This is a genomic window from Candidatus Paceibacterota bacterium (assembly GCA_035530615.1).
Classification (GTDB): domain Bacteria; phylum Actinomycetota; class Actinomycetes; order Nanopelagicales; family Nanopelagicaceae; genus QYPT01.
On sequence record DATKUL010000001.1, the window covers coordinates 304692 to 322134 of the forward strand.

The 17443-nt window shown below is 51.7% G+C and carries 18 protein-coding genes and 1 tRNA gene; 7 read left to right on the forward strand and 12 right to left on the reverse strand.

What is annotated here, in order from left to right; all coding sequences use genetic code 11:
* Positions 1-177 precede the first annotated feature (177 nt).
* Both VMW30_01605 and VMW30_01610 read left to right on the forward strand, forming a co-directional pair.
* A complete protein-coding gene (locus tag VMW30_01605) occupies positions 178-1140 on the forward strand; it encodes a hypothetical protein (protein ID HUW87064.1) in 963 nt (320 codons plus the stop codon).
* Positions 1141-1155: 15 nt separating this feature from the next.
* On the forward strand, positions 1156-1713 hold the full coding sequence (locus VMW30_01610) for a hypothetical protein (GenBank protein HUW87065.1): 558 nt from the start codon (positions 1156-1158) through the stop codon (positions 1711-1713).
* Positions 1714-1961: 248 nt separating this feature from the next.
* On the opposite strand, the gene VMW30_01615 is transcribed toward VMW30_01610, so the two are convergent.
* Together VMW30_01615 and VMW30_01620 are read right to left on the reverse strand one after the other, a co-directional pair.
* Positions 1962-3326 (reverse strand): TrpB-like pyridoxal phosphate-dependent enzyme, encoded by a 1365-nt coding sequence (locus tag VMW30_01615; protein HUW87066.1) that lies wholly within the window; start codon positions 3324-3326, stop codon positions 1962-1964.
* Between the two features lie 71 nt (positions 3327-3397).
* Positions 3398-3601: a hypothetical protein gene (locus VMW30_01620; protein HUW87067.1), complete on the reverse strand. Its 204-nt coding sequence runs from the start codon at positions 3599-3601 to the stop codon at positions 3398-3400.
* 147 nt (positions 3602-3748) lie between these two features.
* Here VMW30_01620 and VMW30_01625 point away from each other — a divergent pair, with 147 nt between their 5' ends.
* From VMW30_01625 to VMW30_01640, 4 genes are all read left to right on the forward strand, one after another.
* Positions 3749-6199 (forward strand): UvrD-helicase domain-containing protein, encoded by a 2451-nt coding sequence (locus VMW30_01625; GenBank protein ID HUW87068.1) that lies wholly within the window; start codon positions 3749-3751, stop codon positions 6197-6199.
* Between the two features lie 158 nt (positions 6200-6357).
* The gene (locus tag VMW30_01630) at positions 6358-6822 is read left to right on the forward strand and encodes a hypothetical protein (GenBank protein HUW87069.1); all 465 of its coding nucleotides are present in this window, start codon (positions 6358-6360) and stop codon (positions 6820-6822) included.
* Between the two features lie 65 nt (positions 6823-6887).
* A complete protein-coding gene (locus VMW30_01635) occupies positions 6888-7421 on the forward strand; it encodes a sigma-70 family RNA polymerase sigma factor (GenBank protein HUW87070.1) in 534 nt (177 codons plus the stop codon).
* Positions 7418-7687 carry a zf-HC2 domain-containing protein gene (locus VMW30_01640; GenBank protein HUW87071.1) on the forward strand — a complete coding sequence of 90 codons (270 nt, stop codon included), beginning with the start codon at positions 7418-7420 and terminating at the stop codon, positions 7685-7687. The genes VMW30_01635 and VMW30_01640 overlap by 4 nt, the downstream gene beginning before the upstream one ends.
* 16 nt (positions 7688-7703) lie before the next feature.
* Here the strand turns inward: VMW30_01640 and pth are convergent, their stop codons facing one another.
* The 5 genes from pth to VMW30_01665 form a co-directional block, all read right to left on the reverse strand.
* Positions 7704-8279 (reverse strand): aminoacyl-tRNA hydrolase, encoded by a 576-nt coding sequence (gene pth, locus VMW30_01645; GenBank protein HUW87072.1) that lies wholly within the window; start codon positions 8277-8279, stop codon positions 7704-7706.
* 16 nt (positions 8280-8295) lie between these two features.
* Positions 8296-8907, reverse strand: a complete 612-nt coding sequence (locus VMW30_01650; GenBank protein HUW87073.1) for a 50S ribosomal protein L25/general stress protein Ctc — start codon at positions 8905-8907, stop codon at positions 8296-8298.
* A 232-nt stretch (positions 8908-9139) separates the two neighbouring features.
* Positions 9140-10120 carry a ribose-phosphate diphosphokinase gene (locus VMW30_01655; GenBank protein ID HUW87074.1) on the reverse strand — a complete coding sequence of 327 codons (981 nt, stop codon included), beginning with the start codon at positions 10118-10120 and terminating at the stop codon, positions 9140-9142.
* Positions 10117-11550: a bifunctional UDP-N-acetylglucosamine diphosphorylase/glucosamine-1-phosphate N-acetyltransferase GlmU gene (gene glmU / locus VMW30_01660; protein HUW87075.1), complete on the reverse strand. Its 1434-nt coding sequence runs from the start codon at positions 11548-11550 to the stop codon at positions 10117-10119. The genes VMW30_01655 and glmU overlap by 4 nt, the downstream gene beginning before the upstream one ends.
* 125 nt (positions 11551-11675) lie before the next feature.
* Positions 11676-11747, reverse strand: a tRNA-Gln gene (locus tag VMW30_01665).
* A gap of 111 nt (positions 11748-11858) precedes the next feature.
* On the opposite strand from VMW30_01665, the gene VMW30_01670 reads away from it, so the two are divergent.
* On the forward strand, positions 11859-12344 hold the full coding sequence (locus VMW30_01670; GenBank protein HUW87076.1) for a MarR family transcriptional regulator: 486 nt from the start codon (positions 11859-11861) through the stop codon (positions 12342-12344).
* 19 nt (positions 12345-12363) lie between these two features.
* Here the strand turns inward: VMW30_01670 and VMW30_01675 are convergent, their stop codons facing one another.
* Genes VMW30_01675 through rsmI form a run of 5 tightly spaced genes read right to left on the reverse strand, consistent with a single transcriptional unit; the run spans position 12364 to position 17437 of the window.
* Complete coding sequence (locus VMW30_01675) at positions 12364-13293, reverse strand: 4-(cytidine 5'-diphospho)-2-C-methyl-D-erythritol kinase (protein ID HUW87077.1); 930 nt, start codon at positions 13291-13293, stop codon at positions 12364-12366.
* Position 13294: 1 nt separating this feature from the next.
* The gene (gene rsmA / locus VMW30_01680) at positions 13295-14146 is read right to left on the reverse strand and encodes a 16S rRNA (adenine(1518)-N(6)/adenine(1519)-N(6))-dimethyltransferase RsmA (GenBank protein ID HUW87078.1); all 852 of its coding nucleotides are present in this window, start codon (positions 14144-14146) and stop codon (positions 13295-13297) included.
* Positions 14143-15003: a TatD family hydrolase gene (locus VMW30_01685; protein ID HUW87079.1), complete on the reverse strand. Its 861-nt coding sequence runs from the start codon at positions 15001-15003 to the stop codon at positions 14143-14145. Before VMW30_01685 ends, rsmA begins: the two co-directional genes overlap by 4 nt.
* Positions 15004-15008: 5 nt before the next feature.
* Positions 15009-16589 carry a methionine--tRNA ligase gene (metG, locus tag VMW30_01690; GenBank protein ID HUW87080.1) on the reverse strand — a complete coding sequence of 527 codons (1581 nt, stop codon included), beginning with the start codon at positions 16587-16589 and terminating at the stop codon, positions 15009-15011.
* Entirely contained in the window at positions 16586-17437 is an 852-nt protein-coding gene (gene rsmI / locus VMW30_01695) for a 16S rRNA (cytidine(1402)-2'-O)-methyltransferase (protein HUW87081.1), read from the reverse strand. The genes metG and rsmI overlap by 4 nt, the downstream gene beginning before the upstream one ends.
* Positions 17438-17443 lie beyond the last annotated feature (6 nt).

The window sequence follows — 17443 nt, forward strand, 5'->3', positions numbered from 1 at the left end:
TCTGGTCAGGGATGGGCAGGCACTTATTTCGATGGTACCGTCATGGCGGCTCCGTCAAAAATGACCATTCTGCATGTTCAATAACATTGGACCACTAAACACTAAATAGCATCTAGTACTTTCGTAGCCATTTGTCTAAGGTTGCCTAATAAACAAGGGTTGGCACTACGAGATGAGGTGGATACAGTGCCGGGTGAGGCGAAAGATAAGTCAAATGTTAACCGCGACGCCAGCGAAATCGGGAAACCCTGGTTTAGCGGTCGCACCGTCGAAGTGCTAATTTATAAAATCAACCGACGCCCGATGACGGGCGATCCCTCTCTATTCAAGGCTCCAGAGGATCTCCTTGCACACATAAAAAGTGTGCTTGAAAAAGGCGAGCCAGCCACCAGCGGCCGGAACCCAAAACGAACTTGGCAAATAGGAAATCTTGAATATGACCACAAGAGGCGCGAGTTCACTGGACACTTGGGTTGGGCGCGAACCGCCGAAGCACTATCTCAATCTTGGGATCCCATAAATCAAATGTGGATTGACAAGGTCGTTGAGAGAGAAGATTCAGCAGTTGCGCCACTTGTATTTATTGAAAAAGGACGTCTTCTTGGCATCTTAAAACACCCTACGTTCACAACGGAAATAGTTCTAGATAAGGTACTCACTGAGATATTTAACCGAGGGGAACGAAACTCGGGTTCTTACGCTACAGCGTGGGATATCGAACCAGTGGGAGACGAGCACGAATTCCTTACGTGGATGAGTGACCTCGACCAACTCACAAGCCTGACTTTAACTTTTCAACGCCCAAATCCCGATGGAGAGGAGTTGTTCAATGATCTATTCGCGCGACTAGATGCGCTTAGGGCAAAATCGATCACAGAGAAGTACACCGCACTGGACCGAGAAGAAGGACTTGATAGACAGGCAATCTCGAATGACAAAACCAGCCAAGGTTTCATACGGGCCGCCATGATCGCATTCGGAAGAGTCTTGGCCAGAGGAAATAAAGATGGTGCTAGAGTAAAATATGATCAGCGTGAAAGCGTCTTGCGTGCGCCGATCACGGATGTCGGAGATGACTGGAATACTGCAACCACGAACGTGCTAAGGGCAGTCAGGAACATTGGCAAGGAGCAGGATTAGAGGAGCGCGATAGAAATGGGAAAACTTAGAAGGAAAGTTGGGTTCTGGGGTTCCGTTGGGCGCCTTAAGTTATCTGAACTATTCTCCTTCGAATTTCTTTCAAGCGCTCTGCTTGCAACTATCGCGACCGTATTTCTGGTGCGCCTTGTCAATGTCAGCGAACGAGTGAGCATTTCCGGCGATTTTCTCTCAATTTCTGCTGCCCTTCTCGGTGTCGTCGCGGCTTCCATGGCCCTTGTAGTCGCACTCATCTCTGAGTCGTACATGAGGCTCCTAGCAGCAAGCAACTCAGGAGTCCTAGGATTTTTGAGTCCTTTCGTAATTGCAATTGGCATACAGTTGACGACCGTTATTGGAGCAGTCGGATACCGGGCATTCGCAGAACTGGTCCCGCCGAAATTGGAACACTGGCTGTTCGGAATACTTTGCGCACTTTTTCTTGATTCTTGTTTCGAAGTCGTCACTTTAGCCAGGAGTATTCTGATGCATGCATTGCTTCGTGCCGGACAATTGGAAGTCACAGATTTAGAGGTTCAACGAATAAAAAAGCATCGAGATTCCCTGAATCAATAAGCCAATTGACTACGGCAATAATCCAAATTGCCTAGAGAGAGACATTAGAATTACACGCTATCAAGACGCATCAGTACCGCTTTTGCTGCTGGAAAGTATTATTGACATTGACCAAAATAGATTAGGTATCCTTATGCGCGCTTTATCCAAGTTCCTTGTTGCGCAACAAAAGTGCAAAAACTTTTTGTTGTGATGCCACATCTGTCGGGATTACCAACAATTCGAATAGAGTGATTGAGTCCCATCCTCTAAATCCTTGGCACCGTCTCCAAAGCCGCTTGAATCGATGCCTCTGATAGTTCGTGATCAATCATCGTTCCACCGAGGAATGCGTCGTAAGCGGCCAAGTCGAAGTGGCCGTGACCACAGAGGGCGGTGAGAAGAACTTTCTCTTCGCCTGTCTCTTTGCACTCTTTGGCTTGGCGAATGATTTCCGCAAGTGCGTGAGTTGGTTCTGGTGCGGGCACAATTCCTTCAGTGCGGGCAAATTGAACTCCTGCTGCGAAGCAATCGAGTTGCCCCATCGCAACAGCATCCATGAGACCAAGTTCGTAAACATGTGAGATCAACGGAGCCATGCCGTGATAGCGGAGGCCACCGGCGTGAATTGGGTCTGGTACGAAATCGTGACCGAGAGTGTGCATCTTCATAAGTGGCGTCATTCCAGCGGTGTCGCCGAAGTCGTATCGGTATTCGCCGCGTGTGAGTGATGGGCATGATGCAGGTTCTACTCCGCGGATCTTTGTGTTTTTGCCGTTCTTGAGATTTTCGCGAATGAACGGGAACGAGAGGCCTGCGAAGTTGGATCCGCCGCCGGTACAACCGACGATGACGTCTGGATAGTCGCCGATCTTTGCGAATTGTTTGAGTGCTTCTTCGCCAATGATTGTCTGGTGCAGAAGCACGTGGTTGAGAACGCTACCGAGTGCGTAGTTGATTGCGGGATCTTGCGCGGCGACTTCAACTGCTTCGCTGATTGCGATGCCGAGTGAGCCGGTGTGATTTGGGTTGAGTGCCAACTGATTGCGACCAGCTTGGGTGAGCATTGACGGCGAACGATGAACGTTCGCGCCGAAAACTTCCATCATCATGCGGCGGTAGGGCTTCTGATCGTAGGAGGCTCCTACTTGCCAGACCTCGACATCGATTCCAAAGAGAGCACCTGCGAATGCGAGGGCTGTGCCCCACTGGCCGGCACCAGTCTCGGTTGTTAATTTCTTTATTCCTGCTTTGGCGTTGTAGTAGGCCTGAGGAACTGCGGTGTTTGGCTTGTGCGAACCAGCGGGGCTTACGCCTTCGTACTTGTAGTAGATACGGGCGGGTGTGCCAAGTGCCTTCTCGAGACGGTGGGCGCGAAATAGCGGGGATGGCCGCCAGAGTTTGTAGATGTCCTGGACTTCTTGCGGAATATCAACGTATCGATCAGTGGTGACTTCCTGCATGATCAAATCCATCGGGAACAACGGGGCGAGCGCTTCAGGGCCGATCGGCTCGTGAGTTCCTGGGTGAAGTGGCGGTGGCGGCGGTGATGGCAGATCTGCAATCAGGTTGTACCACTGCGTGGGCATTTCGGATTCTTCGAGGATGATTTTGTGATCGGCGCGTGAAGTCATGTCGGGGAGTTTATGCCTGGGATTCCCAACCCGTCTAGAGAAGTCTTAAAGCGCCTATGCCTCTTCCCAAGTTACTTCGAGGGCTTTGCTGTCACGCTTGGTGTCGCCCCGGGAATCTTCGAAAAAAGGTGTTCCATGGACGCAACGTATTTATTCGCGACCCAGTGGCTGGCGCTCATATATACGTGTTGTCCAACAGGCGTCATCACAAATAGTAGGACCGCGAGGATGGCAAAGGCTTTCTTCCACTCGGGCTTAGCTTGTGCTTTCGACACAAATTCTCTCCGCTCTAATCGGTTAGGTCTCTTCCTGGTTCAGTGTAGATCGACCAACTGACATCTGGGCAGGCTAGTAGCGGCCCTCAAATCTCCCGTCATCTGAATAGGGGAGGTGGCTACGAGGCACCTACATGCGAGTATCTAGTGTTACCGTTCCATGAATCTGGGAAGAAGGCCGACAGTATGCTCGCGTGGCTCAAGAAACTCTTCTGGTCGAAAAAGAAGACTGTCGAGTATCAAGCGGTTCAACAAATGAGCGCTTATCAGGCTTCTCTCGAACGCATAGATATCGAGCGGTTCAGTGAACTTGTCGACCTTCCCGACAACTTAGAACTATCGTTAACTCAAGTAATCGCCGCCACCTCCCACGCACAGGAAACTTTGGTTGTGGCGGGAGCGGGATCTGGGAAGACATCTCTCCTTGTCGGTAGAGCCAAGTATTTAGTCGAATCCGGAAGAGCCAAGGAGGACGAAATCCTGATGCTCGCTTACAACAAGGCTGCTGCTGAAGAGTTGTCAGTTAGAACGAAAATTTCGAACATAAATATTTCTGCGCAGACATTTCATGGTTTTGGTAATTCGATTATCAAGAGTGAGGGAGAGCGAACCGGCGTCGCCTTCGGTGAGAGTGGCGAAGTGGCCAGTTTCCTCCGAAAACAAATGGATGATGTCCTTGACGAGAGAGCTCTGCAATCTCTTTCAATGTACTTTTCTGAGGAACTAGTACCTAAAAGACCATATGAAGACTTTCATAACCTCTCTGAATACAGGGCATACGTTCAAGCCACCATTCTCAAATCCTTGATGGACGAGAACGTGAAAAGCCATGGAGAATGGTTGATCGCCAACTTCCTTTTTACACACAATCTTGAGTACAAATACGAAGCCCTTTATGACGTTTCTGGTATCCCCAGAGAACGCCATACACCGGACTTCACCGTATATCTTCCAGATGAGAGAGAAATTTACATTGAATACTTCGGTATCGATCGACAAGGAAATACCGCTCCAGGAATTGGTCAAGACGCCTACCTAGCGGGAATAGAATGGAAAAAGAACGTTCACGCTAGCAACGAGACTCATTGCATTTCTCTGTACTATTACGATCTGATGGAAGGGAATCTCCTAAGCAAATTGGAGAACGCTCTTCGTGCCATAAGCGCCATTCAAGATCAAAGAGATTACAAAGAAGTCCTTGCTCAAGCTAACAAACTTGGTTACTACTCGAGATTCCTGAAGATCTGCGACCAATTCTTGATTCATGTGCGTGCGCAGCGCCTTTCAGGTAGTGACCTGCTAGCCCTTTCAAAGAATGATAAAAGGAGTCTCGCCTTTCTCAATGTCTTTAACATCTTCTTGGCTAACTATGAAATGGAACTTAAAAAGAGGAATTTGCCAGATTTTTCAGAACTGATCAATGGCGCGGCAGATTCGATCCTGAGAGGCGAGTATGAGTTCAAATTTACTCATTTACTTGTTGATGAGTTTCAGGATATTTCGAAGGACCGCTTCAGGCTGATAGAAGCCATGAAGAGCGCAAATCCGAATTTGGAGGTGATGTGCGTAGGGGATGACTGGCAATCGATCTATCGGTTCGGTGGCAGTGATATCTCCATTATGAGGGCTGCAAGCACACCAAAGTTGAATCGGAAACGTGTGGACCTCGCCGAGACCTATCGGCTCCCCCAAGAAATCGCAGACTTATCGCGGAAATTTATCCTAAGGAATCCGCTGCAACTTCAAAAGACGGTGACATCAAAATCCGATTTGGACGCTCCCGGGAAAGTTGTCATCCATTGGGACACCGAGCAAGCGGAAAATATGGAGAATCTGAAAAAAGTCATCTCGCGAATTGGTTCCGCATCAACCGATCCAACAAAAAGTCTTCGTGTGTTGGCCAGGTACACCGATAATCTGCCTGACAAACGCATTTTGGCTTCGTTATGGAAAGGACCGGCGGAAGTAAGCACGATCCACGCAGCCAAGGGATTGGAGGCGGATTATGTGATTGTCATGGATATGATCCAAGATTTTCGAGGTTTTCCGTCCACCATTGAAGATGATCCAGTGATGGCACTTGTAATGCCAGAGAAGGAGCCACATCAGTACGGGGAAGAGCGTCGACTTTTTTACGTCGCGCTTACCCGTGCACGTCGTGAATGCCACCTAATATCTCCAATTTCCTCTCCGTCATTATTCACGCTGGAACTACTAGATACGAAGCTCGGCGAACATGTCGGATTAACGGTCGATCAAAACCGCCCTTGCCCCGTCTGCAAGAGTGGGCAAATCTTGGTGAGTCCCAAGGGAAACGGCTCCTACTGCAGCAACATCCCACTTTGCGATTTCTTGCCACCGCGGTGTCCCACATGTTCGAAGCCCATGATCATTCATAAAAACGAATCTCTCCGCTTTATATGTCCCACTCATTCCAACATCAGACTCAAATCATGTCCAGTGTGCGAATGGGGAGTTCTGATTCCCAGAGCAGCTGTAAACAAAACTACCGGAAAGGAATCTACATTTTTTTCCTGCCATACGTGGGCGAAGACTGGATGTACAGGCAAGCCCTCGCGAGTGAACGGTGGTAGATAGGCCCTAGTCGGTGAATTTCCCGAATCTCGACCGCTCGATCGGCGGGTGACACCTCAGCGGGAATTAAATCGCCCCCTCGCAACCTTCCTACACATCACCCTTGTCGCGCCACCCGCTGGGTCGCCTGGCAGAACACTCTTTAGGAGGAGCAAAAGAAGATGACAAATCAAACTATTTCACGGAAGAACAACGGCATCACCTGTTCGTGCACCCCAACCCAGCGAGTCATGGTCGGAGCAATGGGCGGTGTGGTCGCCGGAATCGTCTTCGGAATGATGATGAATATGCTCGACATGATCGGCACAATCGCGATGCTCGTTGGAAGCACGTCGAATGCAGTCGGGTGGGCGGTTCACATCGTTATTTCCATGATGATCGGAATCGCATTCAGTCTGCTTCTAGAGAAGAAACTAACAAACATCTCTGCGGGCCTCGGCTACGGCATGGCTTACGGCATCTTCTGGTGGGTTCTGGGCGGACTCATTCTGATGCCAGCAAAACTGAATATGCCACTTTTCGACTTCAACACTATGGCTTGGCAGTCATTAATGGGCCACGTTGTATTTGGGTTGATCCTGGGTGCATTGACCGTGGCTCTGCCAAGTCGGATGCACAAGTCCTAGAAACCTCCTCCTAGGAACAAGGTGCTACGTTGGAAGCGTGCCAGTGACTCATTGGGGAAATGACGATGAGTAAATCCGAATCATTTCGGCTCTTTGTCGAACCGGAAATTCCGGTCCTACTTAGAGTGGCACGCTCTCTAACTGGTAATTCCGCCGACGCCGAAGATCTAGTGCAAGAGACGTTGATCAAGGCCTTTGGAGCTTTGGATAGTTTCGACGGGGCCAATCCAAGGGCGTGGTTATTGACCATTCTTCGTAATACCTCCCGCAACGCGTGGAGAAAGAAGAAGCCGACCTACGTCGATGACTGGACACTGCTACCGGAGAGCAAACCCGCCTTCGGAGCGGAATCTCCCCGGTCAGCCGAAGAAGATGCCTTACGCAAAGTGGTGGATCCAGCACTGACTGCGGCCGTTAACGGCCTGGCGGAGGAGTTTCGATCAGTTCTGATACTCGTGGATGTTGAGGGTTTTTCTTATTCGGAGTGCGCTGAAATCCTGGGCCTACCCATTGGAACTGTGATGTCGCGCAGAAGTCGCGCAGTGGCCAAAGTCCGCAAATCAATGCAGAAGACTAAAGAAAGGACGGTGAGAGCGTGAAGATCTCGGAAGTCATGTCCATGCCAGAATGCCATTGGGTGAGGGCGCACCTGATTCGATATTTGGATCGCGATCCGTCAACGCCAATGAGCAGTGAGGAACTCGCCCGCCTTGAATCCCACATCGCAATTTGTGACAGGTGCGCAACGATATTCGACGAATATCGCGAGACGTCCAAAGCCCTCAACCGATTACGAACGAATGTTGATCAAGAAAGTATTGCGCGGCTTAGCGCTTCACTGGAAAAACTCACTCTAGAAGATTGATTGATGCTGACAGATGCTAGGAATTGAAGTCTTGCTGCGTTACTTCTAATCCTTTAGTAATAAGTGATTCGACTGCTTCGGCACCACGGAGGAGAAAATCGGAGAGTTCCTTTTTCTCAGCGACGGAGAATTGTTTGAGAACGAAATCAGCGGGATCTTGTTGGCCGATGGGACGACCGACTCCCATGCGGACGCGGTAGTAATTTGAGGTTCCGAAAGATGAGGTGAGACTTTTCAATCCGTTGTGACCGTTGTCGCCGCCGGCGAGTTTGGCGCGGATGGTCGAGAAGGCAATATCGAGTTCGTCGTGAATAACAATGATGTGCGCTGGATCAACTTTGTAGAAAGCAGCGAGCGCTTTGATCGGTCCGCCAGATTCGTTCATGTAGCTCTTGGACTTTGCGATGATTACCGACTCTGCGTGTGGAGGTGCGCCAATCTTGTAGGCAGCAACATCGGTCCGTGATTTGTGAGTGGTCCAACGGGATTTATTGCCTTGGGCAATTGCATCGACAACCATCTGTCCGACATTGTGCCGCGTCGCGGCGTATTCAGGTCCAGGGTTGCCGAGTCCTACAACTAACCAGACCATGGTGAGAGCGTACTTGTTACGCTTCCTTCTTCTCTTCTGTTGCTACTGGAGCCGCGACCTCAGCTACTGGAGCCTCTGGAAGATCGTCATGGCTTGAGCGCACCGAGAGGTGGACGATCGGCATCTTTGGATCAGAGATCAATGTGACGCCTGCTGGAAGTTTGATGTCCTCTGCATAAAGGGAGAGACCTGCGACAAGACCGGTGAGGTCTAACTCGAAGAAGTTAGGAATATTAGTTGCTTCAGTTTCAATTTCAACGACGGTGCTCATGTGCTCGAGGATTCCGTCGCGATCGAATTCACCGGAGGTGTGGACTGGCACCGATACGGTGACCTTTTCACCACGACGGACGATGACGAGGTCAACATGCTCAAGGGTTCCCTTGATTGCGTGGCGGACGACTGACTTAGGAAGTGTGAGCTCGGTCTTTCCATCAACAACGACGTCAAGAAGGACGTTGGCTTGCTTCAGCGCGGTACCGAGTTCGCGGGCTGGCAAGTTGATGTGTGAAGGCTTTGCACCGTGTCCGTAGATCACTGCAGGGACCAAGCCATCGCGACGTGCTCGACGTGATGCGCCCTTACCAAATTCGGTACGGCTCACGCCATTGATGATGATCTCGGCCATTATGTAATCTCCCTATTGATCTCGAACCTTCGGTACCTTCACGTTGGTTTCGACCAGGAGCGCACGTTCAAATCGTCGACTTTCGAAAACCGTCGATTACGGTGTGCTTACCCTCGCCGGAACTGACCAAAGATTAGCCAATGGAGCGTGCTTTCACCAAATCCGAGTAACTTCTGGACCAATAAGCCACCAATGGATGGCTAATAACGGGACGTTAAAACGAAAATGTGGCTTAACTCATCCCGTCAAAGAGGCTGGTAACCGAACCATCTTCGAATACTTCCTTGATGGCCCGGGCTAAAAGCGGGGCAATTGGGAGAACGGTGAGGCGGTCAAATCGTGATTCCTCCGAGATGGGAAGTGTGTCTGTGACGACGACTTCGCTGACCCGTGAATTCTTCAGGCGCTCAACGGCAGGGCCGGAAAGAACTGCGTGAGTGGCAGCGACAATGACTTCCTTTGCACCGCTATCAAAGAGAGCATCCACGGCCTTTGTAATAGTGCCGGCGGTGTCGATCATGTCATCGATAACAACGCAGGTTTGACCTTCGACGTCACCAACGACGCGGCCAACAACGGCTTCATTTGGAATACGTGGGTCGCGGGTCTTATGGATAAATGCAATGGGGCAGCCACCGAGAAGATCCGACCATCGCTCTGCAACGCGGACGCGACCTGAGTCTGGCGAAACAATGGTCAGACGTGAACGGTCTACTTTGCTTCCGACGTAATTAGCAAGAAGTGGCAGTGCGAAGAGATGATCCACTGGACCATCGAAGAATCCTTGAATTTGCGAGGTATGAAGATCGACAACCATGAGGCGGTCTGCGCCAGCGGTTTTGAAAAGGTCGGCCATCAATCGCGCGGTGATTGGCTCGCGACCGCGGTGCTTCTTATCTTGACGGGCATATCCATAGAAAGGAGCGACAACAGTAATTCGCTTGGCTGATGCACGCTTGAGTGCATCGATCATGATCAGTTGTTCCATGATCTGTTTATTGATCGGAGTGGAGTGAGACTGAATGACGAACGCGTCACATCCACGGACACTTTCTTCGAAGCGAACAAATATTTCACCGTTTGCGAAGTCATACGCAGCTGTTGGGGTGATAGGGATACCGAGTTCGGAGGCGACTTGATCTGCTAACTCTGGAAAGGCTCGACCGGAGAAGATTCGTAAGCGCTTTTCGGAGGCGAGTTTCAATTCGCTCATGAAGTGGGTTTCCCTTTCTCGGAGCTTGATTCTGCGGCAGCGGCTGATTTAGTACCAGGGCGTTTGCGTAGGACCCACCCTAAGACATTTCTCTGCTTCGCTCTGCCAACCCCGATTGCGCCGGCTGGAACGTCTTCGGTGATGACTGAACCCGCGGCGGTATAAGCGCCATCTCCGATCGAGAGCGGTGCGACCAACATGGTGTCACTGCCGATCCGGACGTGATCTCCAACTGTGGTGTGATGTTTCTCAACTCCGTCGTAATTCACAAAAACTGTGGCCGCTCCGATGTTGGTGCCCTCACCGATGGTGGCATCTCCGACGTAGGAGAGGTGTGGGACCTTCGATCCCTCACCCAGAGTGGCGTTTTTCATCTCCACATAAGCACCCGTGCGGCTCTTCCGACTCAGGACTGAGCCCGGACGGAGATAAGTAAATGGTCCGACGCTTGCTTCGACACCGATCGTGGCTCCGTTGCAGAAGGACTCAATGACGGTGGCGCGCGCCGCCACCTTGCAGTCAATCAGTGTGGTGCGAGGCCCGATGATGGCGCCTTCAGCGATGATTGAATTCCCAGAGATTGCGGTGCCCGGATAGATGACGGCATCTGCGGCGATCTTTACTGAGGTATCAATCCAAGTGGTTGTCGGGTCGATCAGCGAGACTCCAGCTCGCATGAAAGCATCGTTGATCTGATCGCGCATGATCGCGGCACACTCAGCCATTTGGACGCGGTCATTGATGCCGAGAATCTCGATGTAATCGGGGGTAATAATCGGAACGACACGTTCATGATCGGCGCGAAGGATTTCGATGACCTGCGTCAAGTAGAGCTCACCTTGGGCATTGTCATCAGTGAGTTTGGCAATCGCGCGATGCAACTTTGCCAGATCAAAAACATAAACACCTGAGTTGATCTCATCAATTTCTTTTTCGACATCCGTTGCATCGCGTTCTTCCACAATGCGGATGAGGTCGCCATTTTCAGCGCGGATAATCCGACCGTATCCGGTCGGGTCTGGAAATTCGGCGGTCAAGACGGTCGCGGCGAATCCGCCCTCATTGTGCGCAGCGATCAATTGGCGAAGCGTCTCGCTCGAAAGGAGCGGAGTATCGCCATAAACGATCAGTACAGTGCCCTTTGTCTCAGCACTTGCCAACGCTAACTGAACCGCGTGCCCGGTGCCGCCGCGATGCTCCTGAACAATGGCGAGGGATTGCGGCGAAATTTTCTCTAGATGTTCTTGGACTTTCTCGCGACCTGCGCCGATGACAACTCGGACTTCGGCAGGTGCCAATGCTTCAACGGCGGTAAGAGCATGGCCTAAAAGGGATTGACCTGCAATGGTGTGGAGGACCTTGGGCGTTGTTGATTTCATCCGCGTGCCTTCTCCGGCCGCTAAGACGATCACATAATCAAGACGGCTCAAGCAACGCTCCCATCGCTAGCGCCAATGGATCTTCTTACTGTTCCTAGCCTAAACGCTCCGCCACCCTGTTGGGCTTTGCAAACAAGTTTGCTCCGCCACCCTGTTGGGCTTTGCAAACAAGTTTGCTCCGCCACCAGGTATCGATCCTGGACCCTGGGCTTCAAAGGCCCATGTGCTAGCCACTACACAATGGCGGAACACGTATTCTCTCGTATGGCGGACGTAGTTTTGACCACTAACCTGGCTAGTATCGGATTTCTGAGTGAACACGCTGGCAAACCTGGCAAACCTGGCAAAGGGGGGTGGCAATGAGGGATGAGGTAGACCGGCTCGTTGCCGCCTGGAAGAGCCAACGACCCGACCTGGATTTCTCACCCCTGGAGGTCCTGAGCCGAATCACCCGCATTGCCCGCCACCTCGATATTGCTCGGCGCAATGCCTTTGCCGATCTGGATACCTGGAGTTTCGATGTTCTGGCTGCGCTGCGCCGAGCCGGTGCTCCCTACCAACTCTCCCCCGGACAATTGATGCAGGAGACGATGGTGACCAGCGGAACGATGACCAATCGCCTTGATCGCCTGGAAGAGCTCAGCCTTATCACCCGCCAGCCCGATCCCGAAGATGGTCGGGGCTCTCTCGTGACGTTGACCAAGAGCGGAATGCGCGCAGTGGACACGGCGATGGAAGAGTTGTTGAAGCGCGAGAGTGAGATTTTGAAGAACATGTCCAAGGCTGATCAAGTAAAACTTGCCTCGTCGCTCAGTGAGATTGAAGCGCCCTTCGACGAGCAGTAATTCTTTTTTTTACAAGCAACTAGTGAATCTCAACAATCCGAGCACCAGGTACCGGTCCGCTTACTCGAGTCACACTTCCGACAACACCGCTGGATGTCAGAGCAACTGCAAGGTCAAGTGCGTGGTCTTCATCGGAAACTAAAAACGCAACTGTCGGTCCAGAACCAGAGACGATCGAACCAAGTGCGCCGTAATCAATTCCCACATCGAGAATTAGTCGCAGTGCTGGTTTCAATGAACAAGCAGCAGGTTGTAAATCGTTGACCAACGTTCTTCCAAGTGCCACCGGATCACCGGTCAGTAACGCCTGCAACAGATGATCGTTGAGTTGTGGGGTTGAGATCTTCATACCTTCACGAAGCCGATCGCATTCACTGTAGACAGAGGGAGTAGAGAGACCAGAGGTAGAGAGTGCAAGCACCCAGTGATACGTACCGCGCGAAAGTGCTGCGGTTACTTCATCGCCATGTCCGCGACCGACTGCGGTTCCGCCACTCAACATAAATGGAACATCGCTGCCCAGCAGTGAGCCGACTTGGTGCATTTCCTCCCGTGTGAGTCCGAGTGAGAAAAGCGAATCCAGAGCCAAGATTGTCGCGGCGGCATCAGCGCTTCCGCCAGCCATCCCCCCGGCAACAGGGATAGATTTCTTAATGGAGATGGTTAAATCCAGTGGCAGGTCATACTTTTCGCACATCAGCATGGTGGCGCGGCACGAGAGATTGGTCTCATCGGTCGGAACGCCGTGGGTGTGATCACCGGAGATCTTGGCGGTTAAGCCAACGCCCATTTCCTCGCGCGAAACAGTGACTTCGTCATAGAGGGAAACTGATTGAAAAACAGTGACAACGTTGTGATATCCATCTGATTCTTTGGGACCGACAGAGAGTTGCAGGTTGATCTTCCCTGGAACGCGCACCATCACAGAATTTGGCACCACGCTTGTCATGCTAAAACCCTATTGCCAATTCCTCGACTGCGCGTGCAATCTCGCAGTAGTGACCAATCTCAAGTGCTTCCCCGCGCAATGTGGGGTCGATTCCCGCCTTTGCCAGTACTGCTTCGACAGTCTCTGAAGAACCCAGCCAACCTTTGAGTACCGAGCGCAACATCTTTCGCCGTTGCGAGAATGCTGAATCGATCGCGGTGAAAACAATGGGGCGTAACTTCTCATCCGCTGGTGTGGCATGCCGCACAAAACTAACCAACTTGGAATCAACATTGGGCGCGGGCCAGAAGACAGAACGCGAGACTGTGCCGGCCAGTGACATCTTCGCCCACCAGGCAGTTTTGACACTGGGGATTCCATAATCCTTCGAGCCAGGTCTGGCCGCAAGGCGATCAGCGACCTCTGCTTGAACCATCACGATCCCAGATCGGAGAGTCGGGAACTTCTCCAGGTAGTGAAGTAACACCGGGACCGAAATGTTGTACGGCAAGTTGGCCACCAGGACGGTTGGGCTAGTCTGTAGTTCATTAATTTGCAGAGCATCCTGATTGATCACGGTGAGGTCCGCAATCTTCTGCGAATGCGCGGTAACAGTGATCGGCAATTGCTGGGCAAGCCGCGGATCGATCTCAATTGCGATGACTGACTTGGCTTCCTCCAGTAGTGCGAGAGTAAGCGAACCGAGTCCGGGACCAATTTCAAGAGCAACATCATCTGCAGTCACACCAGCAAGACGGACGATCTTGCGGCAGATATTGGAGTCAATAACGAAATTCTGCCCGAGTGATTTTGCAGGCTTGAGATCGAGTTCTGCTGCCAGGGCTCGAATTTCTGCGGCTCCCAGGAGACTCACGCGGAGAACGGCCCAAATATGCGCTCGGCATTGGCACTTAAAGCAGTCGCTATCACGGTTAAATCGTCCCCACGTTCATCTGCCACCGCACGGACGATCGTGGCAATTTGCGCAGGGGTATTAAGTTTTCCACGGTGCGGACTGGGCGTGAGGAAAGGCGAATCGGTCTCGACAAGCAGTTGCTCAATCGGCACCAACTTCACGGCTTCGCGCAGTTGCGGCGCATTCTTGAAAGTCAGGGTGCCAGCGAAAGAAAGAATGTAGCCGCGCTCGATACAGACTTTGGCCATCGCGACATCGCCAGAGAAGCAGTGAAAAACCGTTTTCTCCGGGGCGCCAACTTCTAACAAGATGGAGAGGATGTCCTCATGCGAGTCGCGGTCGTGAATCACCAAGGCCTTCTTGGTTCGCTTCGCCAATTCAATGTGCCACTTAAAAGATTCCTGCTGAACTCCACGCAATTCTGGTGGAGTACGGAAATAATCCAGACCGGTCTCACCAATTGCGCGAACCCGTGGATGCTCGGCGAGTTTGGCGATGATTGCTAAATCATGTTGGAGGTCTTTAACAACCGGTGCTTCATTCGGATGCAATGCCACCGCGGCAAGAACTGTGTCATTCCAATACTCGGCTGCGTCCACGCACCATTGCGATTGCTCGGCTGAATACCCCACCTGGACGACACGATCGACGCCGACAGATTTCGCTTGCGCGAGAATCTCACCGACCTCAGGTGAATTAGGTGCGGTGTCGGTGATGATCTCAAGGTGCGCATGAGAATCAACGGTCGTAACAGGAAGTGGCTCGGGAAGTGGAGCGAGCGGACGATCAATGTCTCGATTGTGGCGATCAGCCATAGTGGTTACGCGATTACATCTAGTCGAGGAAAGAGAATGGCGCTCTTTGTAACGACCGAGCCAACTGGAAGTTGCCCCCACGTGGCGACATCATCAATCTTTTGATCGGCGAGTTTGCCAATGGATTCATTTGCGCCTAGTGAGTCCCAGAGAATTTCACAGGTCGCCGGCATGACGGGATTGAGTAGAACTGCGAGTGCGCGTAGTGACTCAGCGGTGTTGTAAAGAACCGCCTCCAGGTGCTCTTTATTCTCCGGATCTTTAGCCAGGATCCACGGCTCTTGTTCGGTGACATAGCCATTGACCCGCTTGCAGAATTCCATGATTGCCACGATTCCACCCTGGAAATCCAGGTCACAGATCGCGGCGTCAGCCTTCTCGACGGTCGCATGCAAAAAAGCCTGCAATTCGGGATCGTGCTTCACCGCTGGCAGAACTCCATCGCAGTACTTTGCAACCATCGCTGCCAGACGCGAGGCAAGGTTGCCGAAATCATTTGCTAATTCGCTGGTGTATCGCGCGTGCATATCTTCCCAAGAGAAAGAGCCATCACTGCCGAAAGGAATCGCGCGTAGGAAGTAATAGCGAAATGCATCTACCCCGAAATGATCTGTGATCTGGCTTGGAACAATTCCAGTGAGCTTGCTCTTGCTCATCTTCTCGCCACCAACAAGGAGCCATCCATGAGCAAATACTTTCTTCGGTATCGCCAACCCGCCAGCCATCAGCATCGCTGGCCAAATCACAGAGTGGAAGCGAAGAATTTCGCGACCGACGAGGTGCACATCCGGCGGCCAAACTTGCGCAAATTTCTTTCCGCCTTCACTTGTTGGATCATCACCAAGACCGACTGCAGTTGCGTAGTTGAGAAGCGCATCAAACCAGACGTAGAAAACTTGATCTTTATCCCAAGGAACTTGAATGCCCCAGTCGAAAGTAGAGCGAGAAATCGAGAGATCAGTGACGCCGCTTTTCAGGAAGGAGACAACTTCATTCCGTGCCGTATCTGGTTGGCAGGATTGCGGATTTTCTTCGTAGTGTTTGAGAAGTGGTTCGACAAAGTCGGATAAACGAAAGAACCAGTTGTCTTCTTTGACAATTTCAATGGGGGTGCCATGGACCGAACAGGTCTGCTGGCCGCCAACTTCAACGAGATCGCCGGCAAGTTTAAATTCTTCACATCCCACGCAATAAGGACCTTCATACTTTCCAGAGTAGATATATCCAGCGTCTTTCAATCCTTGCAAGAATCGCTGAACTCGCTCTGTGTGGCGCACTTCGGTGGTGCGGATAAAGTCATCATTGGCAATATTGAGCGCGCGCCAATTTGGCTTCCACTCGGTCTCGACCAATCGATCGACCCACTCTTGCGGGGTGACTCCATTTGCTTGGGCGGCACGAAGAATCTTCTCGCCATGCTCATCGGTGCCGGTGAGATACCAGACAGGTTCACCTTTTTGACGGTGCCAACGAGTGAGGACATCTCCGGCGACCGTCGTATAAGCGTGGCCAATGTGCGGAGCGCTATTGACGTAATAAATAGGAGTCGTCAGGTAAAAAGTCTTACCCTGCGCTGAATTCGTCATGTCGTTATCTTAGAGGTTGATTTCGACTCGACCATCGCAGTGAAGACGGTCCGCTTGGGAAGGGAGAATTCTGCAGCGACGGTGGCGATTGCGGATTTTCTATCCATTCCCGCCGCCTCAAATTCCTTCACCCGCGTAACAATTCCGGTGGCGGTGACTTCGGCTGCATTTGTCGGCGCCCCTTCCAGAACCATGGTGATCTCGCCACGTACTTCATTGTCCTGCGCCCACGTCTTGAGTTCGCCCAGTGTGGCGCGAATTGTCTCTTCATACCGCTTTGTCATTTCTCGGCAGATGGCACCGCGGCGATTTTCGCCAAAAACTAGGACCGCATCTTCCAATGAATCGGCTAGGCGATGCGGAGCTTCAAACCAAATGATAGTTCGTTCTTCATTTCGCAGATTCTCAAAAAATTTCTGTCGGGCACCTTTCGCCCGCGGCGAGAAACCCTCAAATACAAATCGGTCGGTTGGCAATCCTGAAAGCGCAATCGCCATAGTGACTGCGCTGGGTCCTGGAATCACAGAGACTGGAATCCCCTGCGCGATGGCAGCGCGCATCAGTCGAAACCCGGGATCGCTGATTGTCGGCATTCCTGCATCAGAGAGCACAAGGACCGATGATCCAGAGTTAAGAATCATCAGAACTTCGGCAGTCCGCTCTTCTTCGTTGCCTTCGAAAAAGGAGATGACTCGGCCTTTGAAGTCGAGTTCAAGATCTTTACAGAGACGATGAAATTTCCGAGAATCCTCTGCGGCCACAATTATGGCGCTCTCAATCGCTTCCTTAAGGCGGGCGCTTGCATCGCCTGGATTTCCCAGTGGAGTTGCCGCAAGAATCAAAGTCACGGCTAA

Excerpts from the sequence above, each read along its gene's own strand:
- VMW30_01610 (HUW87065.1), top strand. The coding sequence starts at position 1,156 with ATGGGAAAACTTAGAAGGAAAGTTGGGTTCTGGGGTTCCGTTGGGCGC.
- VMW30_01615 (HUW87066.1), bottom strand. The coding sequence starts at position 3,326 with ATGACTTCACGCGCCGATCACAAAATCATCCTCGAAGAATCCGAAATG.
- VMW30_01630 (HUW87069.1), top strand. The coding sequence starts at position 6,358 with ATGACAAATCAAACTATTTCACGGAAGAACAACGGCATCACCTGTTCG.
- VMW30_01635 (HUW87070.1), top strand. The coding sequence starts at position 6,888 with ATGAGTAAATCCGAATCATTTCGGCTCTTTGTCGAACCGGAAATTCCG.
- pth (HUW87072.1), bottom strand. The coding sequence starts at position 8,279 with ATGGTCTGGTTAGTTGTAGGACTCGGCAACCCTGGACCTGAATACGCC.
- VMW30_01650 (HUW87073.1), bottom strand. The coding sequence starts at position 8,907 with ATGGCCGAGATCATCATCAATGGCGTGAGCCGTACCGAATTTGGTAAG.
- VMW30_01655 (HUW87074.1), bottom strand. The coding sequence starts at position 10,120 with ATGAGCGAATTGAAACTCGCCTCCGAAAAGCGCTTACGAATCTTCTCC.
- VMW30_01670 (HUW87076.1), top strand. The coding sequence starts at position 11,859 with ATGAGGGATGAGGTAGACCGGCTCGTTGCCGCCTGGAAGAGCCAACGA.
- VMW30_01675 (HUW87077.1), bottom strand. The coding sequence starts at position 13,293 with ATGACAAGCGTGGTGCCAAATTCTGTGATGGTGCGCGTTCCAGGGAAG.
- VMW30_01685 (HUW87079.1), bottom strand. The coding sequence starts at position 15,003 with ATGGCTGATCGCCACAATCGAGACATTGATCGTCCGCTCGCTCCACTT.
- metG (HUW87080.1), bottom strand. The coding sequence starts at position 16,589 with ATGACGAATTCAGCGCAGGGTAAGACTTTTTACCTGACGACTCCTATT.